27 protein-coding genes are annotated in these 24,366 nt (G+C 72.4%); 12 read left to right on the plus strand and 15 right to left on the minus strand.

Annotated features, from left to right (window positions below):
* Positions 1–210 precede the first annotated feature (210 nt).
* Both OOJ98_RS13590 and OOJ98_RS13595 read left to right on the plus strand, forming a co-directional pair.
* Positions 211–1,110, plus strand: coding sequence for an RNA polymerase sigma-70 factor (locus OOJ98_RS13590; RefSeq protein ID WP_267054915.1), 900 nt, complete (start codon positions 211–213; stop codon positions 1,108–1,110).
* Positions 1,098–1,586, plus strand: coding sequence for an SRPBCC family protein (locus OOJ98_RS13595; RefSeq protein WP_267054916.1), 489 nt, complete (start codon positions 1,098–1,100; stop codon positions 1,584–1,586). Before OOJ98_RS13590 ends, OOJ98_RS13595 begins: the two co-directional genes overlap by 13 nt.
* A gap of 23 nt (positions 1,587–1,609) precedes the next feature.
* On the opposite strand, the gene OOJ98_RS13600 is transcribed toward OOJ98_RS13595, so the two are convergent.
* Positions 1,610–3,472: a M1 family aminopeptidase gene (locus OOJ98_RS13600; protein ID WP_267054917.1), complete on the minus strand. Its 1,863-nt coding sequence runs from the start codon at positions 3,470–3,472 to the stop codon at positions 1,610–1,612.
* A 306-nt stretch (positions 3,473–3,778) separates the two neighbouring features.
* On the opposite strand from OOJ98_RS13600, the gene OOJ98_RS13605 reads away from it, so the two are divergent.
* From OOJ98_RS13605 to OOJ98_RS13615, 3 genes are all read left to right on the plus strand, one after another.
* A complete protein-coding gene (locus OOJ98_RS13605) occupies positions 3,779–4,753 on the plus strand; it encodes an ABC transporter ATP-binding protein (RefSeq protein ID WP_267054918.1) in 975 nt (324 codons plus the stop codon).
* On the plus strand, positions 4,750–5,736 hold the full coding sequence (locus OOJ98_RS13610; protein ID WP_267054919.1) for an ABC transporter permease: 987 nt from the start codon (positions 4,750–4,752) through the stop codon (positions 5,734–5,736). The genes OOJ98_RS13605 and OOJ98_RS13610 overlap by 4 nt, the downstream gene beginning before the upstream one ends.
* A gap of 105 nt (positions 5,737–5,841) precedes the next feature.
* The gene (locus OOJ98_RS13615) at positions 5,842–6,249 is read left to right on the plus strand and encodes a GntR family transcriptional regulator (RefSeq protein WP_267054920.1); all 408 of its coding nucleotides are present in this window, start codon (positions 5,842–5,844) and stop codon (positions 6,247–6,249) included.
* 52 nt (positions 6,250–6,301) lie between these two features.
* On the opposite strand, the gene OOJ98_RS13620 is transcribed toward OOJ98_RS13615, so the two are convergent.
* A complete protein-coding gene (locus tag OOJ98_RS13620) occupies positions 6,302–6,727 on the minus strand; it encodes an ANTAR domain-containing protein (RefSeq protein WP_267054921.1) in 426 nt (141 codons plus the stop codon).
* A gap of 220 nt (positions 6,728–6,947) precedes the next feature.
* Between OOJ98_RS13620 and OOJ98_RS13625 the strand changes: the two genes are divergently transcribed.
* Positions 6,948–7,286 (plus strand): helix-turn-helix domain-containing protein, encoded by a 339-nt coding sequence (locus tag OOJ98_RS13625; RefSeq protein WP_267054922.1) that lies wholly within the window; start codon positions 6,948–6,950, stop codon positions 7,284–7,286.
* Positions 7,287–7,470: 184 nt separating this feature from the next.
* The gene (locus tag OOJ98_RS13630; RefSeq protein WP_267054923.1) at positions 7,471–9,045 is read left to right on the plus strand and encodes a neocarzinostatin apoprotein domain-containing protein; all 1,575 of its coding nucleotides are present in this window, start codon (positions 7,471–7,473) and stop codon (positions 9,043–9,045) included.
* A 52-nt stretch (positions 9,046–9,097) separates the two neighbouring features.
* Here the strand turns inward: OOJ98_RS13630 and OOJ98_RS13635 are convergent, their stop codons facing one another.
* Together OOJ98_RS13635 and OOJ98_RS13640 are read right to left on the minus strand one after the other, a co-directional pair.
* Positions 9,098–10,273, minus strand: a complete 1,176-nt coding sequence (locus OOJ98_RS13635) for an epoxide hydrolase family protein (RefSeq protein ID WP_267054924.1) — start codon at positions 10,271–10,273, stop codon at positions 9,098–9,100.
* A gap of 60 nt (positions 10,274–10,333) precedes the next feature.
* Positions 10,334–10,540, minus strand: coding sequence for a hypothetical protein (locus tag OOJ98_RS13640; protein ID WP_267054925.1), 207 nt, complete (start codon positions 10,538–10,540; stop codon positions 10,334–10,336).
* A 126-nt stretch (positions 10,541–10,666) separates the two neighbouring features.
* Between OOJ98_RS13640 and OOJ98_RS13645 the strand changes: the two genes are divergently transcribed.
* Entirely contained in the window at positions 10,667–10,987 is a 321-nt protein-coding gene (locus tag OOJ98_RS13645; RefSeq protein WP_267055634.1) for a GatB/YqeY domain-containing protein, read from the plus strand.
* A gap of 55 nt (positions 10,988–11,042) precedes the next feature.
* On the plus strand, positions 11,043–11,585 hold the full coding sequence (locus OOJ98_RS13650) for a DUF1707 domain-containing protein (protein WP_267054926.1): 543 nt from the start codon (positions 11,043–11,045) through the stop codon (positions 11,583–11,585).
* A gap of 66 nt (positions 11,586–11,651) precedes the next feature.
* Here OOJ98_RS13650 and OOJ98_RS13655 read toward each other — a convergent pair whose 3' ends face one another.
* From OOJ98_RS13655 to OOJ98_RS13685, 7 genes are all read right to left on the minus strand, one after another.
* The gene (locus OOJ98_RS13655; protein ID WP_267054927.1) at positions 11,652–13,670 is read right to left on the minus strand and encodes an FAD-dependent oxidoreductase; all 2,019 of its coding nucleotides are present in this window, start codon (positions 13,668–13,670) and stop codon (positions 11,652–11,654) included.
* Between the two features lie 202 nt (positions 13,671–13,872).
* On the minus strand, positions 13,873–14,199 hold the full coding sequence (locus OOJ98_RS13660; protein ID WP_267054928.1) for a plasmid stabilization protein: 327 nt from the start codon (positions 14,197–14,199) through the stop codon (positions 13,873–13,875).
* A gap of 215 nt (positions 14,200–14,414) precedes the next feature.
* Complete coding sequence (locus OOJ98_RS13665; protein ID WP_267054929.1) at positions 14,415–15,401, minus strand: SMP-30/gluconolactonase/LRE family protein; 987 nt, start codon at positions 15,399–15,401, stop codon at positions 14,415–14,417.
* Between the two features lie 143 nt (positions 15,402–15,544).
* Positions 15,545–15,748 (minus strand): CDGSH iron-sulfur domain-containing protein, encoded by a 204-nt coding sequence (locus tag OOJ98_RS13670; RefSeq protein WP_267054930.1) that lies wholly within the window; start codon positions 15,746–15,748, stop codon positions 15,545–15,547.
* Positions 15,729–16,382, minus strand: coding sequence for a HemK2/MTQ2 family protein methyltransferase (locus tag OOJ98_RS13675; RefSeq protein WP_267054931.1), 654 nt, complete (start codon positions 16,380–16,382; stop codon positions 15,729–15,731). The genes OOJ98_RS13670 and OOJ98_RS13675 overlap by 20 nt, the downstream gene beginning before the upstream one ends.
* A gap of 70 nt (positions 16,383–16,452) precedes the next feature.
* Complete coding sequence (locus OOJ98_RS13680) at positions 16,453–17,454, minus strand: iron-containing redox enzyme family protein (protein ID WP_267054932.1); 1,002 nt, start codon at positions 17,452–17,454, stop codon at positions 16,453–16,455.
* A 105-nt stretch (positions 17,455–17,559) separates the two neighbouring features.
* A complete protein-coding gene (locus tag OOJ98_RS13685; RefSeq protein ID WP_267054933.1) occupies positions 17,560–18,009 on the minus strand; it encodes an ATP-binding protein in 450 nt (149 codons plus the stop codon).
* 152 nt (positions 18,010–18,161) lie between these two features.
* Between OOJ98_RS13685 and OOJ98_RS13690 the strand changes: the two genes are divergently transcribed.
* Positions 18,162–19,037 carry a SigB/SigF/SigG family RNA polymerase sigma factor gene (locus tag OOJ98_RS13690; protein ID WP_267055635.1) on the plus strand — a complete coding sequence of 292 codons (876 nt, stop codon included), beginning with the start codon at positions 18,162–18,164 and terminating at the stop codon, positions 19,035–19,037.
* On the opposite strand, the gene OOJ98_RS13695 is transcribed toward OOJ98_RS13690, so the two are convergent.
* The gene (locus tag OOJ98_RS13695; RefSeq protein ID WP_267054934.1) at positions 18,954–19,472 is read right to left on the minus strand and encodes an ATP-binding protein; all 519 of its coding nucleotides are present in this window, start codon (positions 19,470–19,472) and stop codon (positions 18,954–18,956) included. The genes OOJ98_RS13690 and OOJ98_RS13695 overlap by 84 nt on opposite strands.
* A 467-nt stretch (positions 19,473–19,939) precedes the next feature.
* Between OOJ98_RS13695 and OOJ98_RS13700 the strand changes: the two genes are divergently transcribed.
* On the plus strand, positions 19,940–20,599 hold the full coding sequence (locus tag OOJ98_RS13700) for a ScbR family autoregulator-binding transcription factor (protein ID WP_267054935.1): 660 nt from the start codon (positions 19,940–19,942) through the stop codon (positions 20,597–20,599).
* A gap of 65 nt (positions 20,600–20,664) precedes the next feature.
* On the opposite strand, the gene OOJ98_RS13705 is transcribed toward OOJ98_RS13700, so the two are convergent.
* The 3 genes from OOJ98_RS13705 to OOJ98_RS13715 all read right to left on the minus strand — a co-directional run bounded on the left by OOJ98_RS13705 (position 20,665) and on the right by OOJ98_RS13715 (position 23,272).
* Positions 20,665–21,432, minus strand: coding sequence for a ScbR family autoregulator-binding transcription factor (locus OOJ98_RS13705; protein ID WP_267054936.1), 768 nt, complete (start codon positions 21,430–21,432; stop codon positions 20,665–20,667).
* 229 nt (positions 21,433–21,661) lie between these two features.
* Positions 21,662–22,411 (minus strand): TetR/AcrR family transcriptional regulator, encoded by a 750-nt coding sequence (locus tag OOJ98_RS13710; RefSeq protein WP_267054937.1) that lies wholly within the window; start codon positions 22,409–22,411, stop codon positions 21,662–21,664.
* Positions 22,412–22,570: 159 nt separating this feature from the next.
* Positions 22,571–23,272: a ScbR family autoregulator-binding transcription factor gene (locus OOJ98_RS13715; RefSeq protein WP_267054938.1), complete on the minus strand. Its 702-nt coding sequence runs from the start codon at positions 23,270–23,272 to the stop codon at positions 22,571–22,573.
* Positions 23,273–23,441: 169 nt separating this feature from the next.
* On the opposite strand from OOJ98_RS13715, the gene OOJ98_RS13720 reads away from it, so the two are divergent.
* The gene (locus OOJ98_RS13720) at positions 23,442–24,350 is read left to right on the plus strand and encodes an NAD(P)H-binding protein (RefSeq protein ID WP_267054939.1); all 909 of its coding nucleotides are present in this window, start codon (positions 23,442–23,444) and stop codon (positions 24,348–24,350) included.
* Positions 24,351–24,366: the final 16 nt, after the last annotated feature.

Below are 24,366 nucleotides of genomic sequence, written 5' to 3' on the forward strand. Positions count from 1 at the left end.
TCGTGCGTCCCATGACTCCGCGGCGCGCGGCCGGTGAGGGGGACGCACCTCCGGGCGTGCATGTGAAGCAGATCACATCCGTCGGGTGTCACGTTCCGGTGGGGCGGGGGTGTCTCGATGGGCATGGACGGAGCGTGGGCGTGCACGGAGCGTGGGAAGGGGCGGATGGGATGCCGGGGTGTGCCGGAGACATCGAGAGGGGGCCGGGCCGTGCCTGAGGACGCCTTCACCGAGCACCGCGCGCTGCTGTTCACCATCGCCTACGAGATGCTGGGCAGCGCCGCCGACGCCGAGGACGTGCTGCAGGAGAGCTATCTGCGGTGGAGCGCGGTCGAGCCGGGCACCGTGGAGCACCCGCGCGCGTATCTGGTGCGCGTGGTGACGCGGCAGTCGCTCAACCATCTGCGCACCGTCCGGGCCCGGCGCGAGGAGTACGTCGGCACCTGGCTGCCCGAGCCCATCCGCACCGGCCCCTCGGTGAGCGAGGACGCGGTCCTCGCCGAGTCGGTGTCGATGGCTCTGCTGCTCGTCCTGGAGACGCTGAACCCCACCGAGCGCGCGGTGTTCGTGCTGCACGACGTCTTCGGCTACAGCCACGCCGAGATCGCCGCGTCGGTCGGCAAAACCGAGGTGACGGTACGTCAGATCGCGCACAGGGCGCGGCGGCACGTGCACGCGCGGCGGCGCCGCTTCGAGCCCGGCTCCGCGGCCACCCGGGAGATCGTCGAGCGATTCCTGCGTGCGACGTCGGCCGGCGAGATCCAGGGGCTGATGGATCTGATGGCCCCCGATGTCGTCCAGATCTCCGACGGCGGCGGAAAGGTGTCCGCGGCCCGCCGGCCGGTCACCGGCCATCTCGACGTCGCCCGGTTCGTCCTCGGCGTGGCCCGCACCAGCATCACCGAGGCCACCCGGGTCGAGCACGCCACCTACAACGGCATGCCCGCGGCGCGGTTCCTGAACGACGGCGCTCTCGACTGGCTGGTCGCCTTCGAGATCCACGAGGGACGGATCACCGGCCTCTACGCCATGCGCAACCCGGACAAGCTGCACCGCGACGACGCGGTGCGCCCACTCGACAGAGGAGCACAGCGACCGTGGAAACCATGACCGCAGAGCGCGTCATCGACGCCCCCATCGACGAAGTGTTCGCCTGGCTCACGACGACCACCCACTACACGCGCTCGCCCCTGGTGCTGCGCTGCCGGCTGACGCGGCGCGGCAAGGACGCGCCCTACGGCGTCGGCGCGGTGCGCAGCCACCTCTGGATGATCGGCTGGCTCAGGGAGCGGATCACCCGCTACGAGGCGCCGTACACCACGGAGTACGTCGTCGAGCGCAGTGTGCCGCCGTCGCGGCACGAGTTCGGCAGCATGACGTTCACCGAGGTCGACGGCGGGACCCGGGTGGTCTGGACGACCCGCGCGGAGATGGCGATGCCGGTGGTGGGTCCGTTCCTGACCCGGGCCGTGGTGCGGCCGATGATCGTCCGGTCGTTCGACAGCATCCTCACCGCCGCGGAGACGGCGTTGGCCCGCCGCCCCCGCGCGGAGCGGAGGGCGGCGGGCCGTCGGCGCCCGGCCTGAGCGACGGGCCGGTGCGGGAGGGATCAGCCGTCGATGCGGTGCTGGGTCCAGAACGAGGTCAGGTCCGTGCTGGTGGCCGCCTGGGCCGCCGCCTTGAACTCGGCGGTGGTCGAGACGCCGTACCAGTGCGACGTGGCGTAGTCCTTGAGGAGCTTGGCCATGACGCTGTCACCGAGGACCCGGCGCAGGTCGTGCAGCGCGCACTTCCCGTAGCCGTAGACGACGGTCGAGTAGCGCGAGGAGTGCGCGTCCCAGTACGCCATCGAGTTGGTGATCTTCTCGCTCGACGACGCCCACGAGACGCTGTTCCAGCAGTTGGCGCCGGTCTGGTTCAGGGCGAGGTCGGTGGAGTAGTCGGCGAACGCCTCGTCCAGCCACGGGTTGTTGTACTCGTCGTCGCCGACGATCCCGTACCACCACTGGTGGCCGATCTCGTGGGTGAGGGCCGTGGTGGAGACCAGGTCGAGGACGAACCCGGGGTACTCCATGCCGCCGAACCAGTAGTTGTTGTCGATCACCGCGTCCAGCTCGCCGTAGGGGTAGGCGCCGAACCGGGCGGCGTGGGTGTCCACGGCGGACTTGGCGGTGGCCAGCATCGACTGGGCGCTGGAGGAGCTGATGCCCGAGACCGAGTAGATGTTGATCGCGGTGCCGGCCGGTGACGTGCCGGAGATCTTGCTGAACGGGCCGGCCGCCCAGGCGAAGTCGCGGACCTTGGCCGCCGTGGCCGTGGTGATGGTGCGGCCGCTGGTGCCGGGGGTGTCGACCGAGGTGCCGGTCGCCGGGACCAGCAGGCCGGTGGGGTGGTCCAGGGTCACCTTGAAGTCGGCGGCCAGGGAGTAGAACGACTCGCCGTTGTTGGTGTACGGATCCAGGTGCCAGCCCGCCGCGTCACGGACCGCGAGCACCGGCAGGGCGTTGCCGATGTTGTTGAACGCCCCGTCCGCGCCGAAGCGGTCGGCGCCGTCGGGCACGGCGATACCGAGGTCGAAGCCGATGGTGGCGGACTGTCCCTGCGGCAGCGGCGCCGGAAGCGTCACCTTGAGGGCGGTGCAGGCGACGGAGAGATCACCCGCGGTGCCACCGGTCACGTTGGTGACCGTGATCGGCATGGCGGAGCAGGAGCCGTGGTAGTTGTCCCACAGCCGCAGGTACACCTCGCTCAGCGCGGTGGCGGAGGCGTTGGTGAAGGTCGCGCTCTCGTGCCCGGTCCAGTTGGTGCCGCTGGTGTTGCTGCTCAGACTGACGGTGTACGAGGGAGCGGCCGGCGTACGGGTCGAGTCGCCGGGCGGGGTCGTGCCGCCGGAGGTGTCCAGGGCGAGGTCGTCGAGGACGAAGCTCGTCTTGAGGCTGGAGTCCTCCTTGCCGGTGAAGGAGAGGTTCACGGTCTGCCCCGCGAACGCCGACACGTCGAAGCTCTTCTGGACGTACCCGGTGTTCTTGTCGAGGTTCGAGTACGTCGCGAGCGTGGTGGTGCCGATCTGCGCCGTGAGCTTGTCGTACGCGGTCGACGTCGTGGTCTCCGCGGTGTCGATGTGCAGCCAGAAGGTGAGCTTCGCCGAGCTGCATCCCGAGGGGATCGTGACGCTCTGGGAGAGCGTGTCGGTGTGCGTGCTCCCGACGCCGTCGAGCCAGGCGAACTGGGTGCCGCCGTGCGCGCTCTCGCCCGCGCGATTGGTGATCACGCTGGTGGACGACTGGGTCCACGGCGAAGTACCGCTCTCGAAGCCGCCGTTGGCGACGACCTGCGCCGGGGTGCAGGCAGCGGCGGCGCGCGGTGCCTGCTCGGGCGCGGCCGACGCCGAGGTGGCGGGCAGCGAGACGGCAGCCAGCGCGGCGACCGCGAACGCGGTCGCCGCGAGGGACTTGTGGGGGGTGGATCTCACACGGAACTCCTTGGAGGGGGCCGGGTCTCCGGCCTGCTCGATGGCCGCCCGGCCGGCTTGGGTGCGCCGCCGGGCGACCGCGGACGGTGTGCATCGCTGCACGATCGCTGAGGTGAGAACTCTTGCTGTGTCTCCCCGGGTCAGGGCGACAGCTGGGGGGAAGCTTCGCAGGTCTGACCGGTCCATGCCAAGAGAACTTCGGGCCCGGCTCGCCAGGGACCCGGCGCCCGACGGAAATTGACAGGCTCGCGCCATCGACACCATGATTCCACTAGTTGACTAATGGAATCGGTCGAGAGGGGGAGCATGATCGGCGCAGCCACTTCTGGCGAGGGTGACGCCCAGGGCGACGGTCGGGGCGGGGGAGGGGCTCGATGGGCCCTGGAGGCCCGCGGGCTCGGGAAGAAGTACCGCAGGGGATGGGCGCTGCGGGAGGAGTCCTTCCGGATCCCGTCCGGCCGCGTCTGCGGGCTCGTCGGGCCCAACGGGGCCGGAAAGAGCACCCTGTTGGGGATCGCCGCGCGGCTCGTCGAGCCGACCCGCGGCGAGCTGCGGATCTTCGGCCGCCCGGTCGGCGACCCGTCCGTCATGCCCCGTTACGCCTATCTGGGCCAGGACAAGCCGCTGTTCAAGCGGTTCACCGTGGCGGAGAGCCTGCGCATGGGCCAGGAGCTCAACCCGGGCTGGGACCGTGCCGCGGCCGAGCGGATCGTGCGCGAGGGCCGGCTGTCCCCCGACGCCAGGATCGGCAGCCTCTCGGGCGGCCAGCGCACCCGGGTGGCGTTCGCGCTCGCCTTCGGAAAGCGCCCCGACCTCCTGCTCCTCGACGAGCCGATGTCCGACCTGGACCCGCTGGCCCGCGACGAGATCGCCTCGCTGCTCATGTCGGAGGTGGCCGAACGCGGCACCACCGTCCTGATGTCGTCCCACATGCTCGCCGACCTTGAGCACATGTGCGACTTCCTCCTGGTCGTGGCCGACGGCCGCGTCCGCATGGCGGGCGACACCGACGAGCTGGTCCCGCTGCACACCCTGGTCACCGGGGTCACCGCGGACGGCGGCCTGCCCGACGCGCTGACGGCGCACACCGTGATCGACGTCCGCACCGCGGGACGGCAGTTCACCGCCCTGGTCCGCCACGAAGGCCCCCTCGACCCGGCCTGGCAGCTCGCCGAACCCAGCCTCGAAGAGGTGCTGCTCGGCTATCTCCGCCATCCGGAGGCGCCCGCGCTGCTCTCCCCGACCGCTGTCCCCGGCCACCGAGAGGAGCCCGCGGCATGAGCACCCTCACCCGCACGCCCGACCCGCAGGACGACACCCGCACCCCACGCCGACGGCTGCGCGGTCTCGCCTGGCTGATGGTCCGTCAGCACAGGGCGGCGCTCATCGCCTGCGCCGCCGCGATCCTCATCGGCGTGCTCTGGATGATCCACGAACGCTCCGTCGCCCTGGACTCCCTGCACGCGGCGGGCTGGCCGGCGAAGCCCGTCGACACGCTCGCCGGAGATACACGGCACCGCGTCGACAACGCCTTCGCCGATGCCGCCCGCTACCTGGGCTATCTCCCGGTCCTGTTCGGTGTGTTCGTCGGCGCCCCGCTCCTCGCGTCCGACCACGAGCACGGCACCGCCCGGCTCGTCTGCACCCAGTCGGTGACCCGGCTGCGCTGGCTGCTGTGGAAGGCGGGGTTCGCACTGACGCTCGCCGTCGTGACCACCGGTGTGCTGGGCGGGGTGTTCACCTGGTGGTGGCGGTCCGTGCGCCCCGCGGTCTCCAGTACCTGGCTCGACGGCACGGTCTTCGACAACTCCCTCCCGGTGCTGACCGCCCTCGCGGTGTTCACCACCTGCCTCGGCATCCTCGTCGGCGTGCTGGTGCGGCGCGCGGTCGCCGCGATGGTCGTCACGTTCTTCACCTCGGCCGCCGCCCTCCTCGTCGCCGACTACGTCAAGCCCCGGCTCGCCACCCCGCGACGGGTCGCCTTCCCGCTCAACGGTGAACACCCCGCGGTGCTGGCCCACGCGGTGCAGGTCGACACCTGGGTCGGCACCGCCTCCGGCAAGGTCTACGGCTGGGGTACGTGTGTGAGCGACGCCGCCGAGAACGCCTGCCGCGCCAGGCTCGGGATCGTCAACTCGGTGTGGGACTACTTCGGCGACGACCAGATGGCCGCGATCCAGTGGACCGCCGCGGGACTCCTCCTGGGCGCGGGCGCGCTCATGATGGCCCTGGCCATGTGGCGCGCGCGACGCCAGGCGCTGTAGCCGTGCGGAGATCCGTATGATCGCGACGCGCCGGACGGTCCGGGGCGTCGCCCGGCCGGCCGGGGACCGGGGCGCCGCCCGGGGGATGGGAAGGAGGCGGGTGCGATGGTCGTGTTCCGCATAGAGCGCCGCAGCGGCGTACCCGCGTACCTCCAGATCGTGCACCAGGTGGAGCAGGCGCTGCGGATGGGGGCGCTCGCCGAGGGCGACCGGCTGCCCACCGCGGCGCAGGTCGCCGCCGACACCAAGGTCAACCCCAATACGACGCTCAAGGCCTACCGCGAACTGGAGCGGGCCGGGCTCGTCGAGGTGCGGCAGGGCGCGGGCACCTTCATCACGCGCTCCCTCGCCGCGCCCGGAAGCGAGCCCGACTCGCCGCTCCTGGTGCGCCTGGCCGACTGGATGCGGGACGCCGCGGCCGCGGGCCTTTCGGAGGAGGAGACCGCGCACCTCTTCGAGGTGGTACGCGCCCGGATGTATCCGGTGTCGCCCGCATCCGTGACGCGCTCCTGACACGGCACGGCCGGCGGAGGCAGGTCCCGGCGGCCCGCGCCCGTCCGGGTGTTCAGCGGCCCCGGGCCGGTGATGTGGTGCGGGCGGTTCCCTCTTCGTCGCCGCGTGGCGCGTCGGCCGCCGCCCTCGCGACCGCGGCGCACAGCCGTTGCCGTACCCCCTCGGGCAGCGGCGCGCCCGCGGCGGACTCCACCACCTGCTCGGCCAGACTGCGCACCTTGGTGTTGGTGTGCTGAGAGGTGGCGACCAGCACCTTCCAGGCGTCGTCGGCGCTGATGGCGAACGCGGCCATGAGGATGCCGCGCGCCAGGTCGATGGTGCCACGGCTCTGCATCGCACGGCGCAACTGCTCCAGTTCCCTGCGCAGTTCGGCGCCGGTGTCCTGGACGGGCGCGGTCACGCGGAGGGCTTCGTCCTCGGCCGGCGCCGGCTCCCTGACGACCACCTGGTCGCCGTCGGGGCGGCCGAAGACCGTCAACCCGGACAGGTGTCGCGTACCGGTCGGGCCGACCGGCCCCCTGCATGCGCCGGACTGCCCGGACTCTGATGATTCACAGTGCGGCATGGCCATCTCCCCTGCGCACTACGGCAGTTCCTCTCAGGAACAGGGTGGCGCGGAAGGGCAACACACGTCAAGCGATACATGAAGTCCCGTTCCGGTATTCCTGAACATGAATCGGCGGGCCTACGATGCGCCCATGGGAGAAGTGCCGCAACCGCACACCGGATGGACGTTCATCACCAATCACGCCCGCGTCCTGGCGGCCATCGCCGACGACCAGAACGCGAGGATCCGGGACATCGCCGCCCACTGCAGACTCACCGACCGCGCCGTGCAGAAGATCATTTCCGATCTGGAGCGGAGCGGTTTCCTGTCGCATGCCCGGGAAGGGCGCGGCAACACCTACCGGATCGAGCCGGGAAAGATCCTGCGTCACCCCGCCGAGGCGGAGGCCGGACTCACGGTGGCCGCCCTCCTCGGCCTCCTCGCCCAGGACGAGGCGCACCGCGCCGACCGGCCCAGCGGCGGCCCCTGAACAGGAGCGCCGCGGCCCGCCGACGTCCCTCCAGGACGGCCCGCACGCGGTCCGGCCGCCCGGCGCTGCCGGCGACGGCCTGATCCCGGCGGGTGACGCTGGCCGATTTGCGAGCTGGTCGTGGCCCGCCCGCGCCGAGAGGATGCTCCCCTGCCGGGTGGGGTTATCGAAAGGGCGGGAACAGATGCGCATACGACGAAGAGGGTTGCGGGACACGCGGGCCGGGGCGCTGACGCGCGGCATGGTCGCGGTGGCGCTCGCCTGCGCCGGCGCGACGGGCATGCCCGCGGTGGCACAGGCGGCGCAGACCACGCCCGTCGCGGCCCCCGCGACCGCCTCCACGGCATGCGGAACGGACCCGGGGGCCCAGGGCCTCGCGAGTTCGCCGGTCTCCGACAGCCTGGTCTCCGTGGACCGCGCGGACGGCCGGATCGCACAGGTCCAGCTCTTCTACGACGCCACCGCCACCAGGGGCCTGCCCTTCGCCTGGCACCGCGAACAGGCCGCGCCGGGCGGCGCGTTCGGGGCGTGGCAGCGGGTGAGCGCGGCGACCGTCGGCCCGAAGAGTTATGCCATCACGGCGGCGGAGAACTCCGCGGGCGGTCTTGAGCTGCTGTTCTCGACCTACGGCACGTTCTGCCACTCGGTCGAGGACGCCGGTGCGAACACCTGGAGCAGCCCCGACGCCTTCGGGCTCGCACCGGCCCCGTACCACGGCGGCGTCGTGCTGTTCAAGGAGCGCGACGGCAGCCTCGACGCCTTCGCGTCGGGCTCGGGGAACGGCAGCACCCTGCAGCTGCGGCACCAGCAGAACGCCGCATCCGGCTGGGGCCCGGTGCTGGCCACCGGCCAGGTCCCCGGTCAGGACGTCGGGCTGAGCCAGCCGAGCACCGTCGAGCAACTCCCGGACGGGAGGCTGCACGTGACGGTCCGCGAATGGAACAGGGACCGGATGTGGGAGATCTACCAGACGCTTCCCGCCGGAGGGTGGGGCCCGTGGACCCTGATGGCCCCGGGCGCGGCACCGGCCGCGCACCGGCTCGCCGCGGGAGCCCCGGCAGCGCAGCTGAACGTCGACCGGACGACGGGCCTGCGGGACGGCGACATCGTCAAGTTCACCATCGCGGGCGGCCCGCCCGGCGCGTACGTATGGGTCAAGGAGTGCGCCCCCTCGGCCTCCGCGACCACGTGTGACGACGACACCGGCCGCCAGTTCCGTGTGTACCCCGACGGCACGTACCAGCTCTCGCCGAAGAAGCTCTACGCCCAACTCGCCACCCAGGCAGGGTCGTTCGACTGCCGTACCGCCTCGCCGGCCAACCCGTGCACGCTGGCCCTCACCGACAACGACGGGGCGCTCCTGACCACCGTCCCGCTGCGCTTCGCCCCGCACGGGCGCCTGGAGGCGCCGCCCACCCTCGACGTGAACCCCGCCACGGGACTCGTCGACGGCCAGGCCGTGCGGGCGACGGGCAAGGGCTACGAACCGCAGTACCACTCACTGATCATGGAGTGCGCGACCGGTGCCACCGACACGCTCGGCTGCCGGCCCCGCTCACGGCCGCCGGCCACGACCGACGCCGGGCACCTGAACGAGACGGTGACCTTGTCGGCGGCGTTCACCGCGATCGACGGCCGAACCATCGACTGCCACGCCGCGAACGCCTGCGAGCTGGTGGTCTTCGGCACCCGGGTGCGCGGCCCGGAAGCGGTGCGCCACCCGCTCGCCTTCGCCCCGGCGCCGCCCGCGGGAAGCTGAGCGCGCCCGAACCGCCCTTCGGCCCCGCCGTGCGCAACGGCGGGGCCGCCCCTCACCCGGCCACCGCGGCCCGGTAGGGACGGAAGAAGGCACGCAGCTCCTCCGCGTACAGCTCGGGCTCCTCGAACGCGGCGAAATGCCCGCCGCGCGGCGGCTCCGTCATCCGCACGGCGTTCGCCACGCGCTCCAGCCACGCCCGCGGCGGACGCACGAGGTCGCCCGGGAAGATCGAGAAACCGGACGGCACCTCGACCCGGCGGGAGAGCTGCGCCGGCGGGATCTCGGCGTTCGCGTGGTACATCCGCATCGAGGACCCGATGGTCTCCGTGAACCAGTACAGCGTGATGTTGGTGAGGATCTCGTCCTTGGTGTAGCTCCGCTCGATGTCGCCGTCGCAGTCGCTCCAGGAGCGCAGCTTCTCGACGATCCAGGCAGCGAGTCCGGCCGGCGAGTCGGTGAGCCCGAACGCCGCGGTCTGCGGCTTGGTGCGGTGCATGGCGGCGTACGCGCCCTCCGTCGCACCCCAGGCGGCGCCGTCCTCGAGCCACACGCGCTCCTCCGGCGCGAGCTCCGCCGGGTCACCGAAGAAACGGGGCACACCCGCGTCGGTGCGGTGGACGGCGACGACCCGGTCGGGGTGGTCGAGCGCGAGGTAGCGGCTGACGTGGCTCCCGACGTCACCGCCGGCCGCGCCGAAGCGTCCGTACCCCAGGACGTCCATGAGCTCGGCCCACAGTCCGGCGACCGCGATGGAGTCCAGCGGCGGGCCGGCCGGACGGTCGGAGTAGCCGAAGCCGGGCATGTCGGGGACGACGACGTCGAAGGCGTCGGCCGGGTCGCCGCCGTGCGCGCCCGGGTCGGTCAGGAGCGGAATGACCTTCGAGTAGCGCCAGAAGGAGTCCGGCCAGCCGTGGCTGAGGACGAGCGGCAGCACGGGCCCGGCCGGCGCGACGGCCCGCGCGTGCACGAAGTGGATCCCCAGCCCGCCGACCGGGACGCGGAACCGGGGGAGCCGGGCGAGGGCCGCCTCCTGCGCCGGCCAGTCGAACTCGTCCGCCCAGTACGCGACGAGCTCCCGCAGGTAGGCGAGATCGGTGCCGAGCGACCAGCCGGCGTCCTCGGGAGCGTCGGGCCAGCGGGTCGCGCGCAGCCGCGCGCGCAGGTCGTGGAGCGCCTCGGGAGCGGTCACTGCGAGGAACGGCTCGGGGCGGGGGTGTACGTCCGGCATGGGACGCACCCTACCGACGGGCTGCCACCGCCGGCGCGGGCCGTCACCGGCCCGGGTCGCTCAAGGACGGCTGCCGAGCTGCTGGTTGTTGCCGCTGAGCACATGGTGTTCGGCGAGGACCTGGCAGAGTCCGACGTGCACACCGATGCCCGCGCAGTTGTCGTCGGCGGTGGGGGAGGGGGTGCCGGCGGTCGCGGCGCCGGACGGCGACAGACAGGCGCACACGGCGAGGACCACTGCGGCAAGGGCAGTACGCGTGGAGAACATGCGCTGCCCAACGACCGGCCCCGCCCGCCGACACTCCCCGGAATCCCGTTGCGGCGGTCCGGCCCCCGCCCCTAGGGTCGGCGCATGTCTCTGCGCGTACGCATGCGTCAAGCCCTGCCGGAAGCCATGCGCGCCCGCGACAAGGCCGCGGTCAGCGCCCTGCGTTCGGCGCTCGCCGCGCTGGACAACGCCGAGGCGGTGCCGGCCGGCGCGGCGGAGCTGCGCGGTGTGTCCGTCGAGGAGTCGCCCGTGGGCGTCGGCGTGACCGAAGCGGCGCGGCGGGAGCTGAGCGAGCGAGAGACGGCCGACATCGTCCGGCGCGAGATCGCCGAACGCCGTTCGGCGGCAGCCGAGTTGACCTCGGCGGCCCATGCGGGCCACGCCGCCCGCCTCCACGAGGAAGCGGCCGTCCTGCACCGGTTCCTCGACGAACAGGCCGCGCAGTAGCCCCGAAGGCGACCGGGCAAGCACGACAGCGCCCGCCCCGCAGTAGGGTGAGACGATGCCGTCCCTGCCGAAAGACCCCTCGCGGCCGATCACCGAAGACGAGCGCGACAGCGCCGTGCGGCGCCTCCAGGAGGCGTACGGCGACGGGCACGTTCCCCACGAGGAGATGGACGAACGCATCCACCGGGTGCTCACCGTCACGACGCACGGCGCGCTGGTCGCCGCCGTGGCTTCGCTCCCGCCGCAGAAGCCGGACACCAGCGCGACGATCGCGGTGGCCGCGGGGCGCATCAGGCGGGACGGCGCATGGCGGGTGCCGAGGACCCTCAAGGTCGAGTCCGCGTTCGGGAGGGTGCACCTCGACCTGTCCCGCGCGGTCGTCGAACACTCGTCGATCGACATCGAGTTGCGGCTCGGTTCGGGCAACGCCAGGATCACGGTGCCGCGCGGAGCCGTCGTCGACATCGAGGACCTGCACTGCGTGTGGAAGGACCCGCACGTCGGAGTTCCGCGGCACTCCACGCAGGGAGCGCCGCGGATCCGCGTCTCGGGCACCATGGAGTACGGGCGCCTGAAGGTCCGTTGGGCCCGCCGCTGACCGACGTCTCGACTGACGCCTGGAACAAGGGAGTTCGGGCCGGATGCCCGAACTCCCGGCGCGAGGTCAGTGCCCCGTGTGCACTTCGAGTGCCGCGCGCACGGCCGACTCCAGGGCTCCTTCGATCCAGGCCGGCTTGAGGGACGTGTGGTCCCCGGCGAAGTGCAGGGGGCCTTCCGGGGTGGCGATGTCGGGGAACAGTTCGGTGTGCTGGCCGGGCAGGAGTACGGAGGCCTCACCGTAGGCGTACGGGTCCCGCGCCCAGCTCTGGGTCCGGCCCGCGCCGGTGTAGAAGACCTCGATCCGCTGACCGTAGATCTCCTGGAGCCCGGCCAGCGCGTGCGGGTAGCGGGCGTCGTCGTCGAAGGAGTCCCAGCGCATCGCGTCGTCGGCCCACGTGTACGAGGCGAGCACGACGCCGCCCTCGCTGCCGGCCACGGGATGGGACGGGTTGAAGGTGAACCGGTTCGGATTGTCGCTGACCGAGCCGCCGCCGAAGCTGCCCACCCCTCCCGGCTGGTCACGGGTGACGGAACGGTAAGCGGCGTAGTAGGCGCGCTGGTTGGCCGAGAGGCGCTCACCGGTGACGGAGTCGTGCCGGCCCAGGAGACTGCCGTCGTCCGGGGCGAGACCGCGGCGGTAGGAGTCGTACAACCCGCTCCCGATCGTGGCGAGTTCGCGCTTCCAGTCCTCCTCGCCCAACTCCCACCAGCGCCGGCTGAATTCGAGCAGCACCTTGGTGGCGCTGTCGTAGTGGAGCTCGGTGACGGCCCTGCGCTTGCTGTACGACATGAGCGGCGCGACCTGGATGTGCCGCAGCCCCGAGAACGGCACCGTGATGATCGCGAGGTCGGCCGTGAACTGCTCACGCACGGGCGCGCCTTCGCGGCCCTCGGAGACCGTGTCGACCCACACATGGGGTCCGTCGGCCCTCACATGCGGGGTGTCGGTGTGGGGCCGCGACGGGTCCCAGTACTCGATCCTGGTGACGCGCCGGTCGAAGCGGATGCTGTCGCCGACCTCCTTGAGCAGGGCGTCGGGCAGGGCGGCGGTGCCGCCGCGCAGCTCCCAGAAGGCGGTGTCGGGGCTGATGAGCGCCGCGTCGAGGAAGCTGTGGATGAAGGAGAGGGGGAGGCGCGAGGTGAGGTCCTCCAGGCAGCCGATCAAGTCGATGGTGGGGTCGTCGAGCTTGGCGTACTCGCTCAGGAAGCGGCGCATCGACCAGTCGCCGAAGCGTTCGACGACCCGGGCCCACCCGGAGACCATCTCCCCGGCCGGCTTGTCCACGCGCCGCCCGTCGGGCCCGACGGTGCTGAACTCGTCCCGCACCGGAGCCAGGGCATCGCTGAGGATCCTGCTGGAGGGAACGTCCCACAGCGCGCGCGGGACCCCGAACGAGCGGTTCACCCGCCGCGGAGCCCGCGCGTAGTCGGCCCGCCGGACACGGAGGCCGTTGACGTGGATCCAGGTACGCAGCGCGGGAGTGCCGTCGGCGTTCTGGTCGACCAGGCGGAAGCGCTGCCGTGCCACCCCGAGGTGGTCGATGAGCGCCATCACCAGGGGATGGCTCCCCGGGATCCGCATGGCCCCGGCCTCCGCGTACTGCCGGGCATCGGCGAACGGCGCCTCGGCGCGCTCGTGGCCGCCCGTCCTGAACGTCTTGATCCGTCCGCCGGCGCGGTTGCCGTTGGCCTCCACGAGTGTGACCTCGTGCCCGGCGCGGCGCAGCAGCAGCGTGGCGACGAGACCGGCCGGTCCCGCGCCCACCACGAGCACCTTCCTGCGGGGCGCGGCCGACCGGGGAAGCCCGCCGCCCACCAGGACGTCGCGGTAGGCCGGAACCAGGTCGCGGCCGTCGGGTCCCCGCATCAGCAGGGCGCGCGCGACGTCGAGGCAGCGCTGCGAGAGCGACGCGGCTGCGGCGGGGGCCGTGACGGGTGCCGCGGTCGTGGCGGCAGCGGCGGTCGTGGCCGTCGCCGTGCTCGTGGCGACCGCGGCGACGGCGGTCGCCGAGCCGACTGCGAAGCCGCGCCGGGACAGGGAAGTGGACCGGGAGGAAGTCCCGGCCGTGGGAGACGAGTGCATGGCCTCACCATGCCGCCCGGCGTCCTGCCCACCGGACCGGGCGCGCTCACCCACCCCCGCGTCATTAACTCAAATGGCGCACGCGCGGCGGTACTTCGGCCGGTGCGGGTGCGCGGCGCGCGGTGTCGTCGGCCGGGCCCCCGGACGGCCCGCGGGCGGGCCCATCGGCTGTCGGCGCGATGGTCCCGAGCCCCGGCGCCGGCTACTTGCTGTTGAGCGCACGCTTCAGCTGCGCCTTGTCCATGCTGGAGCGGCCGTGGATGTTGCGGCGCTGTGCCTCGGCGTACAGCTGGTCGTACGTCGGGCCCTGCGACCCGCTGTGCGAGCGCCGGCCGCCCCGCTCCGAGGAGGACATGTCCTGGGTGGAACTCTTGCTCGCGGTCTTCGACTCACCCGAACGAGCCCGCTCCTTGTTGACGGTACGCGCCGCGATCTCCTTGGCGCGCTTCGTGCTCTCGCCCCTGTCCTCGGCGCTCTCCTTGATGTGCTCGTACTGCCGCTCCCGCTTCGGGCTCGATCCGCTGGGCATGTCGTCTCCTCGGCTGTCTCCGTGATCGGGGGGATCACTTCACCTTGTGCCGCCGCCGAGCGCTCCGCAATCGGGAGGCGGCTCGACGGCTGAGCCGTCCTGAGGGGCCGGCGAGGGCTCGGCGACGCCGGCGCGGTTCAGGGCGACCGCACTGCGGCGCGTACCCCGGGCGCACGCGCCGAACCGGGCCGGCCGACCCGTGCGCGGGGAGCCGCTCAGGCGGCTGCGGGCAGCTCGCACCAGGCGATGCTGTGCTCCAGGAGGCTGCCCATGACCAGGCGTCCCCCGTGCTCGGCGACCGATGTCGTCATGCGGAACCGCCGCCCGGTGCCGCGCAGTTGGCGCAGGGTCCGGCCCTGTTCGTCCACCTCGATCACCCGGGCGCCGGAGGCCGGCGGAGCCGGAAGGCGCCGCGCGGTGGCGGCCACGGTCCGACGGACGCCCGGGGAGGCGCGGTGCAGCCGCTCCAGCAAAGGGGTGCGCGGTCCGGCGAGTGCGACCCAGAAGCCGCCGCCGGGGCTGCGGGAGACGTTGTCGGGGAAGCCCGGCAGGGCGTCGGCGAGGGTGTCCCGGCGGCCGGCGTCCGGGCCGCCGAGCCACAGCCGGGTGAGCCGCCAGGAACCGGTCTCGGCGACCGTCACGAACGATTCGTCTGCGGCGAGCGCCACCCCGTTGGCGAACTGGAGCCCGTCCAGGAGCACCTCGGGTTCGCCGCCCGGAGCCAGCCGCACGAGCAGGCCCGACGGCTCGTGCTCCACGATGTCGGAGAGCCAGTCGTCGAGCCCGTGGCGCCTGCTGGACACCGTGAAGTAGACCGTGCCGTCCATGGCGGCCGTCGCGTTGCTGCAGAACCGCAGCGGTGTCCCGGCGACGGAATCGGCCAGCACCTCCACCCCCGTCCCCCTGCCGGGGTCGAGCCGGAGCAGCCCCCGGCGCGCGTCGCACACCAACAGGCGCCCGTCGGGCAGGACTTCGAGCCCGAGGGGCCGGCCTCGGGTGTGGCCGACCTCCTCGATCCCGGCGGGCCGGCCGGGCACGGGGAGAGTGATCCGCAGCACCCGCCCGTCCTCCACCGCGGTCAGCACCCGGCCGGAGGCGTCGAAGACGACGTCCTCGGGGCCGGTGCCGCCCAGCGCGACGCGATGCTGCGGCGGCAGCGGTGCGGGGGCGGGGCGGTGCTCCGCCGCGGGCCGGCGCCTCACGCGGCGCGGCGCGGACGCCGGGCCCGGACGCGAACGGGCAGGCCTATGGCGGGCGTTGCGGTGGACGGCATGGCAACCCTTCGGTCGCGTACGGGCCTTCTGCCGCGTACGGCGGGATCGTACGCCGTACGGCCGCAGGCGGCTCAGTCGCGGCTGCGGCGCCGGTGACTGGTGTCGCACCACGGGTAGCGCCGACTGCGACGGCACGTGCACAGGGCCACCACGCAGCGCTCCGAGACGGCGGTGGTGCCGTCCTCCAGCACCACTTCCACGGGGCCCTCGACCAGCAGGGGCCCTTCGCGCTGCAGGTGGATGCGCCGGGCGCTGTCAGACGGGTCGTTCGGCACGGATGACCACCAGCTCTTCCATCGTGTCGTCGTCACTGATCAGGCCCTGTTCCACCAGCCAGTCGCGGCGCGAGCGCAGCACGGGACCGAACGGAATGAACCGCCGGTCGGCCACCGCGGCCTTGAGGCCCTGCCCCCGCAGTTCGGCCAGCGTCGTCCGGGGGTCGCTGAGCGCCGAGTGGACGATCAGGAGCACGCCCCCGGGGCGGAGCAGGCGGGGCGCGTCGCGGCAGATGCGGCGCAGCAGCAGGCGCCCGTCGTGCCCCGCGTCCCAGGCGCGGGCGGCGCCGCGCCCGGGGACGGTGGGGGAGAGGGCGGGAACATAGGGCGGGTTGCTCAGGATGAGGTCGTACGAGCGCCCCACGAGGGGGGAGAGGAGATCGCCGCGCACGACCCGGACCGGCACCCCGGCCAGGCGTGCGTTGAGGCGGGTGCTGATCACCGCGCGCCAGGAGATGTCCACGGCGGTGACCCGGGCGCCGAGCCGGGCGGCCGCGAGGGCGAGCGCGCCGGTGCCGGTGCCGATGTCGAGGACCTCGGCGCCCTCGGGCACCGCTTCGTCATGCAACGCGTCGGCCAGCAGGTCGGTGTCGTCCTGCGGGTCGTAGACGCCGGGGAGAGCGATGAGAGTCACGCCCCCCGAGTACCCGGCAATTCCGTATAGATCCACATGAATTTGCGTTTAATAGCAGAAATCGTTGGGGCTACTGGGGAAGCGGGCTCCGCAACGACGAGTTCCGCGCCTTCCAGTGCCCCAGCAGGTGGTCCGCGAACCGGTCCTCGAGGAACACGGTGGCATCGACCCCGAACACGACGTCGGCGGCCAGCTCCGGCTCCTGCTCCAGGAGCCCCCCGATCACCTCGTGCCGCACGACCTGTTCGTGCACCGCGTCGGCCTCCACGTGCTCGGTGTAGAAGAACTCCGCGGCGGAGCCAGCACCGGCGCGTTGCATCGCGAGCGCCATGCGCCGCGAGGAGGGCGACGAGGTGACCTCCAGCGTGGCGAAGTGGCCGAGCAGCGCCCCGCGCAGGCCGCGGCGCAGCCCGAGGAGCGACATGAGGTTGACCGTGGCGAGCATCTCGGCGGACCCGGCGTCCACATACCGGCCGTACGCCGTCTCCAGACCCAGGTCCTCCATCAGGTCGGCGAAGAGTTGGGCGTGCACCCGCTCGGCGCGGCCACCGCCCCACTCGTCGAACTCGACCGCCGCCATGCCGGCCTTCGCCCGCCCCCACAGCCGCGGCAGCACCCAGGCATGCGGATCGGCCTCCTTGAGGTGGTACAGAGAGCGCTGCACGGCGTACTCGCGCAGCTGCCACAGTTCGCCCTCGTCCTGCAGGAAGTGGGAGACCCCGGTGCCGTGGACCGGCTCGACGAGCAGTTCGTCGAAGGCGTCGTCCACGTCGTGGTCGCGCGTGGCGTCCCGGCGCAGCGCCTCCAGGAAGCGGTTCTCGAGGAGCGCGCGCAGCGCGATCAGCGCGGGATCCCACTCGTGCGCGTCGCTCACGCCGTCGAAGCCCCGGTAGTGCAGCTCGTACCCGATGTAGAGGGCGAGCTGCAGATCGTCGCCGTACGGTGCCGCACGGCCGACCGCATCCTCGTCGGGGAGCCGGCCCGTCTCGCCGCGCAGATAACCGAGGATGCCCGCGGACAGCTCACCGCGGGAAACCGGGAGGGCGGGGCTTCGTTGTGCGCTGGTGGTCATGATCTACGCCTACCCGGTGAGCGCCGGGTGCAACAACCACCCGGGAGGACGGACCGCGAGGGGACGAGGTGATCGGACGGCCGGTGGGCGGGCGCCGCTGCGGCCTCAGCCCGAACCGGCCAGGCCCGCGGTGTCCGCGACACGGATCTCGAACCACACGGTCTTGCCCTGGCCGGTCGGCATCCAGCCCCACGCCGTGGAGAGCTTCTGCAGCAGGTACAGGCCGTGACCCGATGCGCGTGCCGGTCGGTGCGGACCGTCCGGGCGGGGACGGACGGAGCTGCGGTCGCTCACGCCCACCCACAGCCTGCCGTCGCGGCGGTCGAAGCGGAGTTCGTACGGCTCACCCCCGTGCACGCACGCGTTGGTGACGACCTCGGAGACGAGGAGCAGTGCGTCCCCCACGGCCGTGCTGTCCAGCAGGCCCCGAGGCCCGAACCACTCGTCGAGCACCTGACGGGTGAGGTCTCGGCACTGCGCCACCACACCCGGTCCGTCCGCCAGGCCGAACCGGCGGCCCTGTCGCACGCGCTGCGTGACATGTCCACCATTCATGCGGATCGCGTGCCCCGGGAGGCACCAGTCGAATCGCATTCAACTCCAAACCCCTCCAATCAGGCATAAAGTGGTGGCATCGCTCGGACGACGGGCCCCCGCCGCATGGCGGGCCGGGCCGCCGCCCCCGTCGAAGGAGTCCGCTCATGCCGATGGCCGGACAGGTTCGCCCAGCACCGCCGCCCCAGCAGCCGACCCTCCTGGTCCGGCGCAGGGCGCTCGGCGGCATCCCCGACGTGCCCCGCCCCCAGGACCTGAGCACCGAAGAGGCGCGGGCCCTCTCCGAGACCCTGTTCCGCAGGCTGGCCGGCCTCGACGAGGGCACACCCGAGCACGCCTGCGTACGCAACACACTGGTCGAGCTCAACCTCAGCCTCGTCCGGTTCGCCGCGCGCCGCTTCCGCGGCCGGGCCGAGCCGGCGCAGGACATCTTCCAGGTCGGCACCATCGGCCTCATCAAGGCGATCAACCGCTTCGACGTGGCCCGTGGCGTCGACTTCGCCTCCTTCGCGCTCCCGACGATCACCGGGGAGATGAAGCGGTTCTTCCGCGACACCAGCTGGGCCGTGCAGGTACCGCGCCGCCTCCAGGAACTGCGGCTGCGGCTGGCCGCGGCCCGCGACGTCCTCGGCCAGGAGCTGGGCAGACCGCCCACGACGGCGGAACTCGCCGCCCACCTGCGGATCACCGAGGCGGAAGTGGCCGAGGGAGACCAGGCCTCCAACGCCTACACGGCTCGCTCGCTCGACATCACCGACGACGACAGCGGAGCCACCGCCGTCCTGCGCACCCTCGGCAGGGAAGACCCCTCGTTCGACGTCATCGAGTGCCTCGACGCCCTCAAGCCGCTCATCGCCGCCCTCACCGACCGCGAACGGACGATCCTCTCCCTGCGCTTCGTCGACGAACTCACGCAGGCGGACATCGGCGAGCGGGTCGGGCTCTCACAGATGCACGTCTCCCGGGTCCTGACCCACATCATGGACCGGCTGCGCACCGGCCTCCTCGACGACGGTCCGGCTCCCTGACCGCGCGGCGCGGGACGGCAGGACCATCTCCAGCCACACCGTCTTGCCCGCGGCCGAGGGCACCGATCCCCAGTCGCCGGCGAGCCGGTCCAGCATCATCAGGCCGTGACCGCCCGGCATCGAGGGTGCGTGAGGACGGCGTACGGGAACGGCGTGGCTGGCGTCGCTCACCTCGACGCGGAGGTGGCCGTCCGCGTGGCGCAGGACCAGTTCGCGGGGGCCGCCCGCATGCAGACAGGCGTTGGTGACGACCTCGGAGACCAGGAGCAGCACATCGTCCACGCGCTCGGCGTCCGCGGCGTCGGCGGTCGAGGTCCACCCCCAGTCGTAGAGGGCGTCGGCGGCGAAATCCCGGCAGCGGGTGACCACGCCCTTCACCCCGAACAGGGCCAGACGGCGGGTCTGGCTTCGCCCGGCGAGTCCTGTGCCGCTCATCATTCTCTCCGCTACCTCGACTGCCGCGCCGCGGACGCGACGCGCGGTGGCTCCACGCTGCCCTGGTCCGGCTCGTACCCGCCGGTGAGCACACCCGGGGCGGTCGTCACCGCGGACATGGGGTCACCGGCCCACTTCGCCGCGGGCCGCCCACACACGTCCGCCGCGGACGTGGCCCGCACCCCGGGCGGGGCGACCCGTTAGGGAGAGTGCCCAATAGTCGCCGCTCTAGCTGCCCTGTTCTGCGGCAGGACGCAAGTCCCCCTTTCGGAGGATGCGAAGCACCCGCCCCATCGCCTGGAGACGGGTTCTTCGCGGCGGCGGGACGGACCGCCCTGCCCCTGCCCCGCCGCAGGGCCCCGAGACCCGCAGGGGCGGGTGGCGAGATAACGACCCCGAACGCTGGTTAAAAAACCGCGAAGCTGGTTTGATAATGTCACCGAAGTCCAGCCCGAGGAGCCACTGGTATGAAACAGGAACGTGCCGTGCGCACCCGTCAGTCGCTCATCCGCTCGGCGGCCGAGTCCTTCGAGCGACACGGATACGTCCAGGCCCGGCTGGCCGACATCAGCGCCAACGCGGGCGTCAGCCTGGGCGCCCTCCACTTCCACTTCGAGAACAAGGCGGCGGTGGCCGCCGCCGTGGAGACCACGGCCGCCGCCGATCTGCGCCGCGCCGGGTGGCGCGCCCAGCGGCCGGGCATGAACGCCCTGCAGCGCCTCACCCGCACCTCGCACGCCCTCGCCGACCAACTGCACCGCGATGTCGTGTCGCGCGCGGGCCTGCGGCTGAGCGGCGACACGGCGCGCCTGAGCCGGGTGGACCTGCGCCAGGAATGGCAGGCGTGCGTACGGCAGTTGCTGACGGAGGCCCGCGACGAGCGGCTGCTCGTCGAGCACGTGGACCTCACGGCCATGGTCGCCACCATCGTCGCCGCCACGACCGGCTTCGGCCTGCTCGGCCGCAAGGACCCGCGCTGGGTCTCCCCGGCCTCGCTCGCCGGGTTCTGGCGCCTCGTCATGCCCTGCCTGGCCGCTCCCGCGCCCGCCGAGACCCTCGGCGAGGTCGTGGCGATCGGGCCGAAGGCCGGCGTCCAGGAGCGCGACCTGCTGGCCGCCGCCGGCTGACGGGGACGGCCCGGCCGGGCAGGGTCCGCCCGCCGGACCCGCGAGCGGCCGGACCCGCTCGATCCCTACCGTAACGACGAAGCCGCACTCCCCGGCGATCCCGTCACCCCGGTCAGCGAGAGGGGCCGGGGGAGCGGATGTCCGGCGGAACGATCCACTGGGGCAAGGGAGTTGAGCGCCCCCTCGCCGTGAAGGCGCGGGGGCCCCGGGTGGGTGCCGGACCCGGTGCCCGAGGCGATGAGCCCTCCCGCTACGGACTCCCGCGCGAGGCGGGGCAGCAGCAGCTCCCAGAAGGCGGTGAGGGTGGCCGCCGACAGCCACTCTTCGTCCTGCTCGCCCAGCGCCTCGAACCCGGCCACGGCGGCGACCACCGCGAGCGCCGCGTCCTGCGCGGACACGTCCGCCGCCAACGCCCCCTCCTGGCGCGCCCGCGCGCACATCGCCTCCACCCACTCCTGCCATGTGCGGTGCAGATCGGCGCTCACGCCCGTCGCCTCCGAGCTGCCGCCGAGACCGAATCCCGCCCGCAGCACGACGTCGTGGTGGAAGCCCCGCACCAGGGCGTGGCTGGCGTCGATGAGTATCTGCACGGCGCACTCCCGGGCCGGGCCGCCATCGGTGATCAGCCACAGCCGCTGCGCCGCCGTCTCCCACACCGCGCCGGCCAGCGCCGCCTTGCTCGCGAAGTGGAAATGCAGCGCGCCATTGCTCACGCCCGCGCGGGCACTGATCGTGGCGAGCGACGCCGTCTCGAACCCCTCCCGGTCGAACAGCTCGGCGGCGGACTCGATCAATGTGTTGCGCGTGCGTACCGCGCGTTCCTGTCTGGCCATCAGGGCGCTCCATAACTGCGCAGGGGTAGCCGCGTTCGCCCGGTACGGCGGACCGTCGTCGTATGCAGCCGGAACACGCTCCGCGCCCCGGTACCGGGGCGCGGACGCAAGGCGCCAGGGCCTACCCGGTCGGCAGCATCGAGACTACCAAACCGGTCTTGCGGTTTTCTATGGCCGGGGAAGGTTGCCGCGACGCGAGCCCCGCCTCCGGGGAGGGCGGGCTCGCCCGCTAGCTGCGGGTTTGCCCGATGTTGCCGAGCCGGGCCTCAAGACCGTCCAGGAAGCGCTCCAGGCCATAGCGGAAGTTCTCGTCCCGGATGGTCCCCGGGTCCTTGCCCCGCTGGTCCGCGTAGCCCTTCTGGAGCCGCGGATAGGCCTGCGCCGCCTGCTCGGCCGCGGGCCACAGCCGCGTCACCCACTCCTGTTCGCTCTGCCCGCTGCGGGCGAGCATGGTCAGCCAGGCCGCCTCGCTGACCGCCGTTCCGGTGACGTACGCGAAGAGCGCCCGTACCGCGTGGTCCGATTCGCCCAGCGGGAACCCGGCGCTCTCGAACGTCGCGATCATCCGGTCGGACAGCCCCATGAGGTTCGGTCCGAGGTGGGCCATCCCGACCTCGCCGAGCACGGAGGCGATCCAGGGGTGCTGGAGGATCATCGCCCGCACGCCGTGGGCGCGTGCCGTGGTGGCGTCGCGCCAGTGCCCGGCCTGTGCGGCGTCCGGCTCGGTCAGCTCGCCGTACACCTCGTCCACCACGAGCTCGATCAGCTCGTCCTTGTTGGCCACGTGCCGGTAGAGCGAGGTGGCTCCCGCGTCGAGGCGGGAGCCCAGCTTGCGCATGCTCAGGGCGGCGATTCCCTCGGTGTCCAGCAGGCGCACGGCCTCCGCGACGATCTGCTGCCGGCTGAGCGCCGGCTGCTCGCGCCGCCCCTGCGGGCGGGTCCATACCGACGCGATCTCCCGCTTGCCTTCGCTGGGCATCGGGCGCCTCCTCAACTCCGAACGAGACCCGGGGGTCGGACCCCGTGGGAGCCCGTCATGCGAGCGCACGCCGTCCACCTGCTGCGTACACCGTTCGCGTCAGCGTACAGGCCGTAACGGGCAGGGAGGTTTCTTCTGGGGGAGGTCCGGGCGGCTTGTTCAGCCGGCTGTCGCGGCCAGCTCGGACGCGGCGCGTTCCTTGGCCTCCGCCTGCGCCTGCGCCAGGTTCCGCTTGGCTTCGGCGTAGACGTGCGCTCCGCGCTCGGCCGACATGTCCACCGAGGTCAGCACGGAGGAGATCACCACGCTCGGCAGGATGTGCCGCAGCAGGGTCGTCACCCGCTGCCCCAGATCCTGGTAACTGCTCAGCGCGTGCGACATGGCCTGTATCCCGGCGTACGAGCCGACCAGGACGTCGGCCGTCTCGTCCGTGACGACGTGCGGCAGGAGCTCGCCCTGCTGCTGTGCCTCGCGCAGCAGGCCGCGCATCATCTCGCCCCAGGCGAGGAACGGCCCGGTGCGGTCGAGCCCCGACGCCTGCTGGTCCAGCGTCAGATGGACGCTGGCACGCACCATCTGGCTGGTTTGCAGCCGGTGGGTGAACAGCACGATCACATCGACGACTTCTTGGACCTTGCACGGACGGAACGGAACGGTCAGGCCCTCGTCCTGCTCGTCGAGGAGGCCCAGTGCCAAGTGCTCCTTGGACTGGAAGTGGAAGTAGAGCGCGCCCTTGGTGACGCCCGCCTCGTTGAGGATCTCGGAGATGGTGGCGGCCTGGTAGCCGCGCTCCTCGAACACCTTGGCAGCAGCTTCGAGGATCGACCGACGCGTACGGATTGCTCTGTCCTGCTTGGCCACTGTCCTCCCTCCGGGTCTATGAACCTTTCGGAGGTCCATGCAAAAAAACCGTCAAGTTCGTATCTTACAGTGTCAGCCATCCGCAGAGCGGGGCACTTAGTCAGCCATTTTGGGAGCGAACATGACCGGAAACCTGGGGCCGGAACACCCTTCGGAAAGGGTGGCGCCGGTGATCCTCGTAACCGGAGCGACCGGCACCGTCGGCCGACTTGTCCTCGACCGCCTCCCCGCCGATCAGGCCGTCCGCGCGCTGACGCGCGATCCCTCCCGGATCAGCACGACCCGCCCCCGCACCGAGATCGTCCGGGGCGACTACGCGGACCAGCCCTCCCTCGAACGTGCCCTGACCGGGGTCCGCGGCGCCCTGCTCGTCACCAGTCGCGTGGGCGGCGACGACGACGCGCGGTTCCTGGCTGCCGCCCGTGCCACCGGAGTTCAGCACATAGTGAAGCTCTCCGCGGCCGCTGTCCAGGACCCGGGCGCCACCGACCTCGTCACCTCCTGGCAGCGCGCCAACGAAGATCTGCTGCGTGCGAGCGGCATCGCGTGGACCCTGCTGCGACCGCGCGCGTTCATGTCCAACACCCTGTCGTGGGCGTCCGGCATCCGCTCCGAGGGTGTGGTGCGCGCGCTCTACGGCAGCGCGGGCAACGCGTGCGTCGACCCCCGCGACATCGCCGACGCCGCCGTCCGGGCGCTCACGGGAAGCGGGCACCACGGGCAGGCGTACACGCTGACCGGGCCCGAAGCGCTCACAGCCGTTCAGCAGACCGGCCTGCTCGCCCGCGCGCTCGACGTGGACCTGCGCTTCGAGGAGCTCTCGCCCGACGACGCCCTCACGGCGTGGTCGCGCCGGTATCCCGAGGCGCTGGCCCAGGCGCTCCTGCACAGCGCGGAACGCCAACAGGCCGGCGCCAAGCGGGCGGTGGACCCCGCCCTGCCGGCCCTCACCGGCCGCCCCGCCCGGTCGTACGCCACCTGGGCCGCCGACCACGCCGCGGCCTTCTCCGCACCCGTACGGGAGGGGAAGGGCCGGGAGCCGGAGCCGACGCGCACCACGACGACCGGAACGGGCTGAGGCCGCCGTGGTCGTG

Origin of the sequence: Streptomyces sp. NBC_00083 (assembly GCF_026343295.1) — a bacterium.
Taxonomy (GTDB): domain Bacteria; phylum Actinomycetota; class Actinomycetes; order Streptomycetales; family Streptomycetaceae; genus Streptomyces.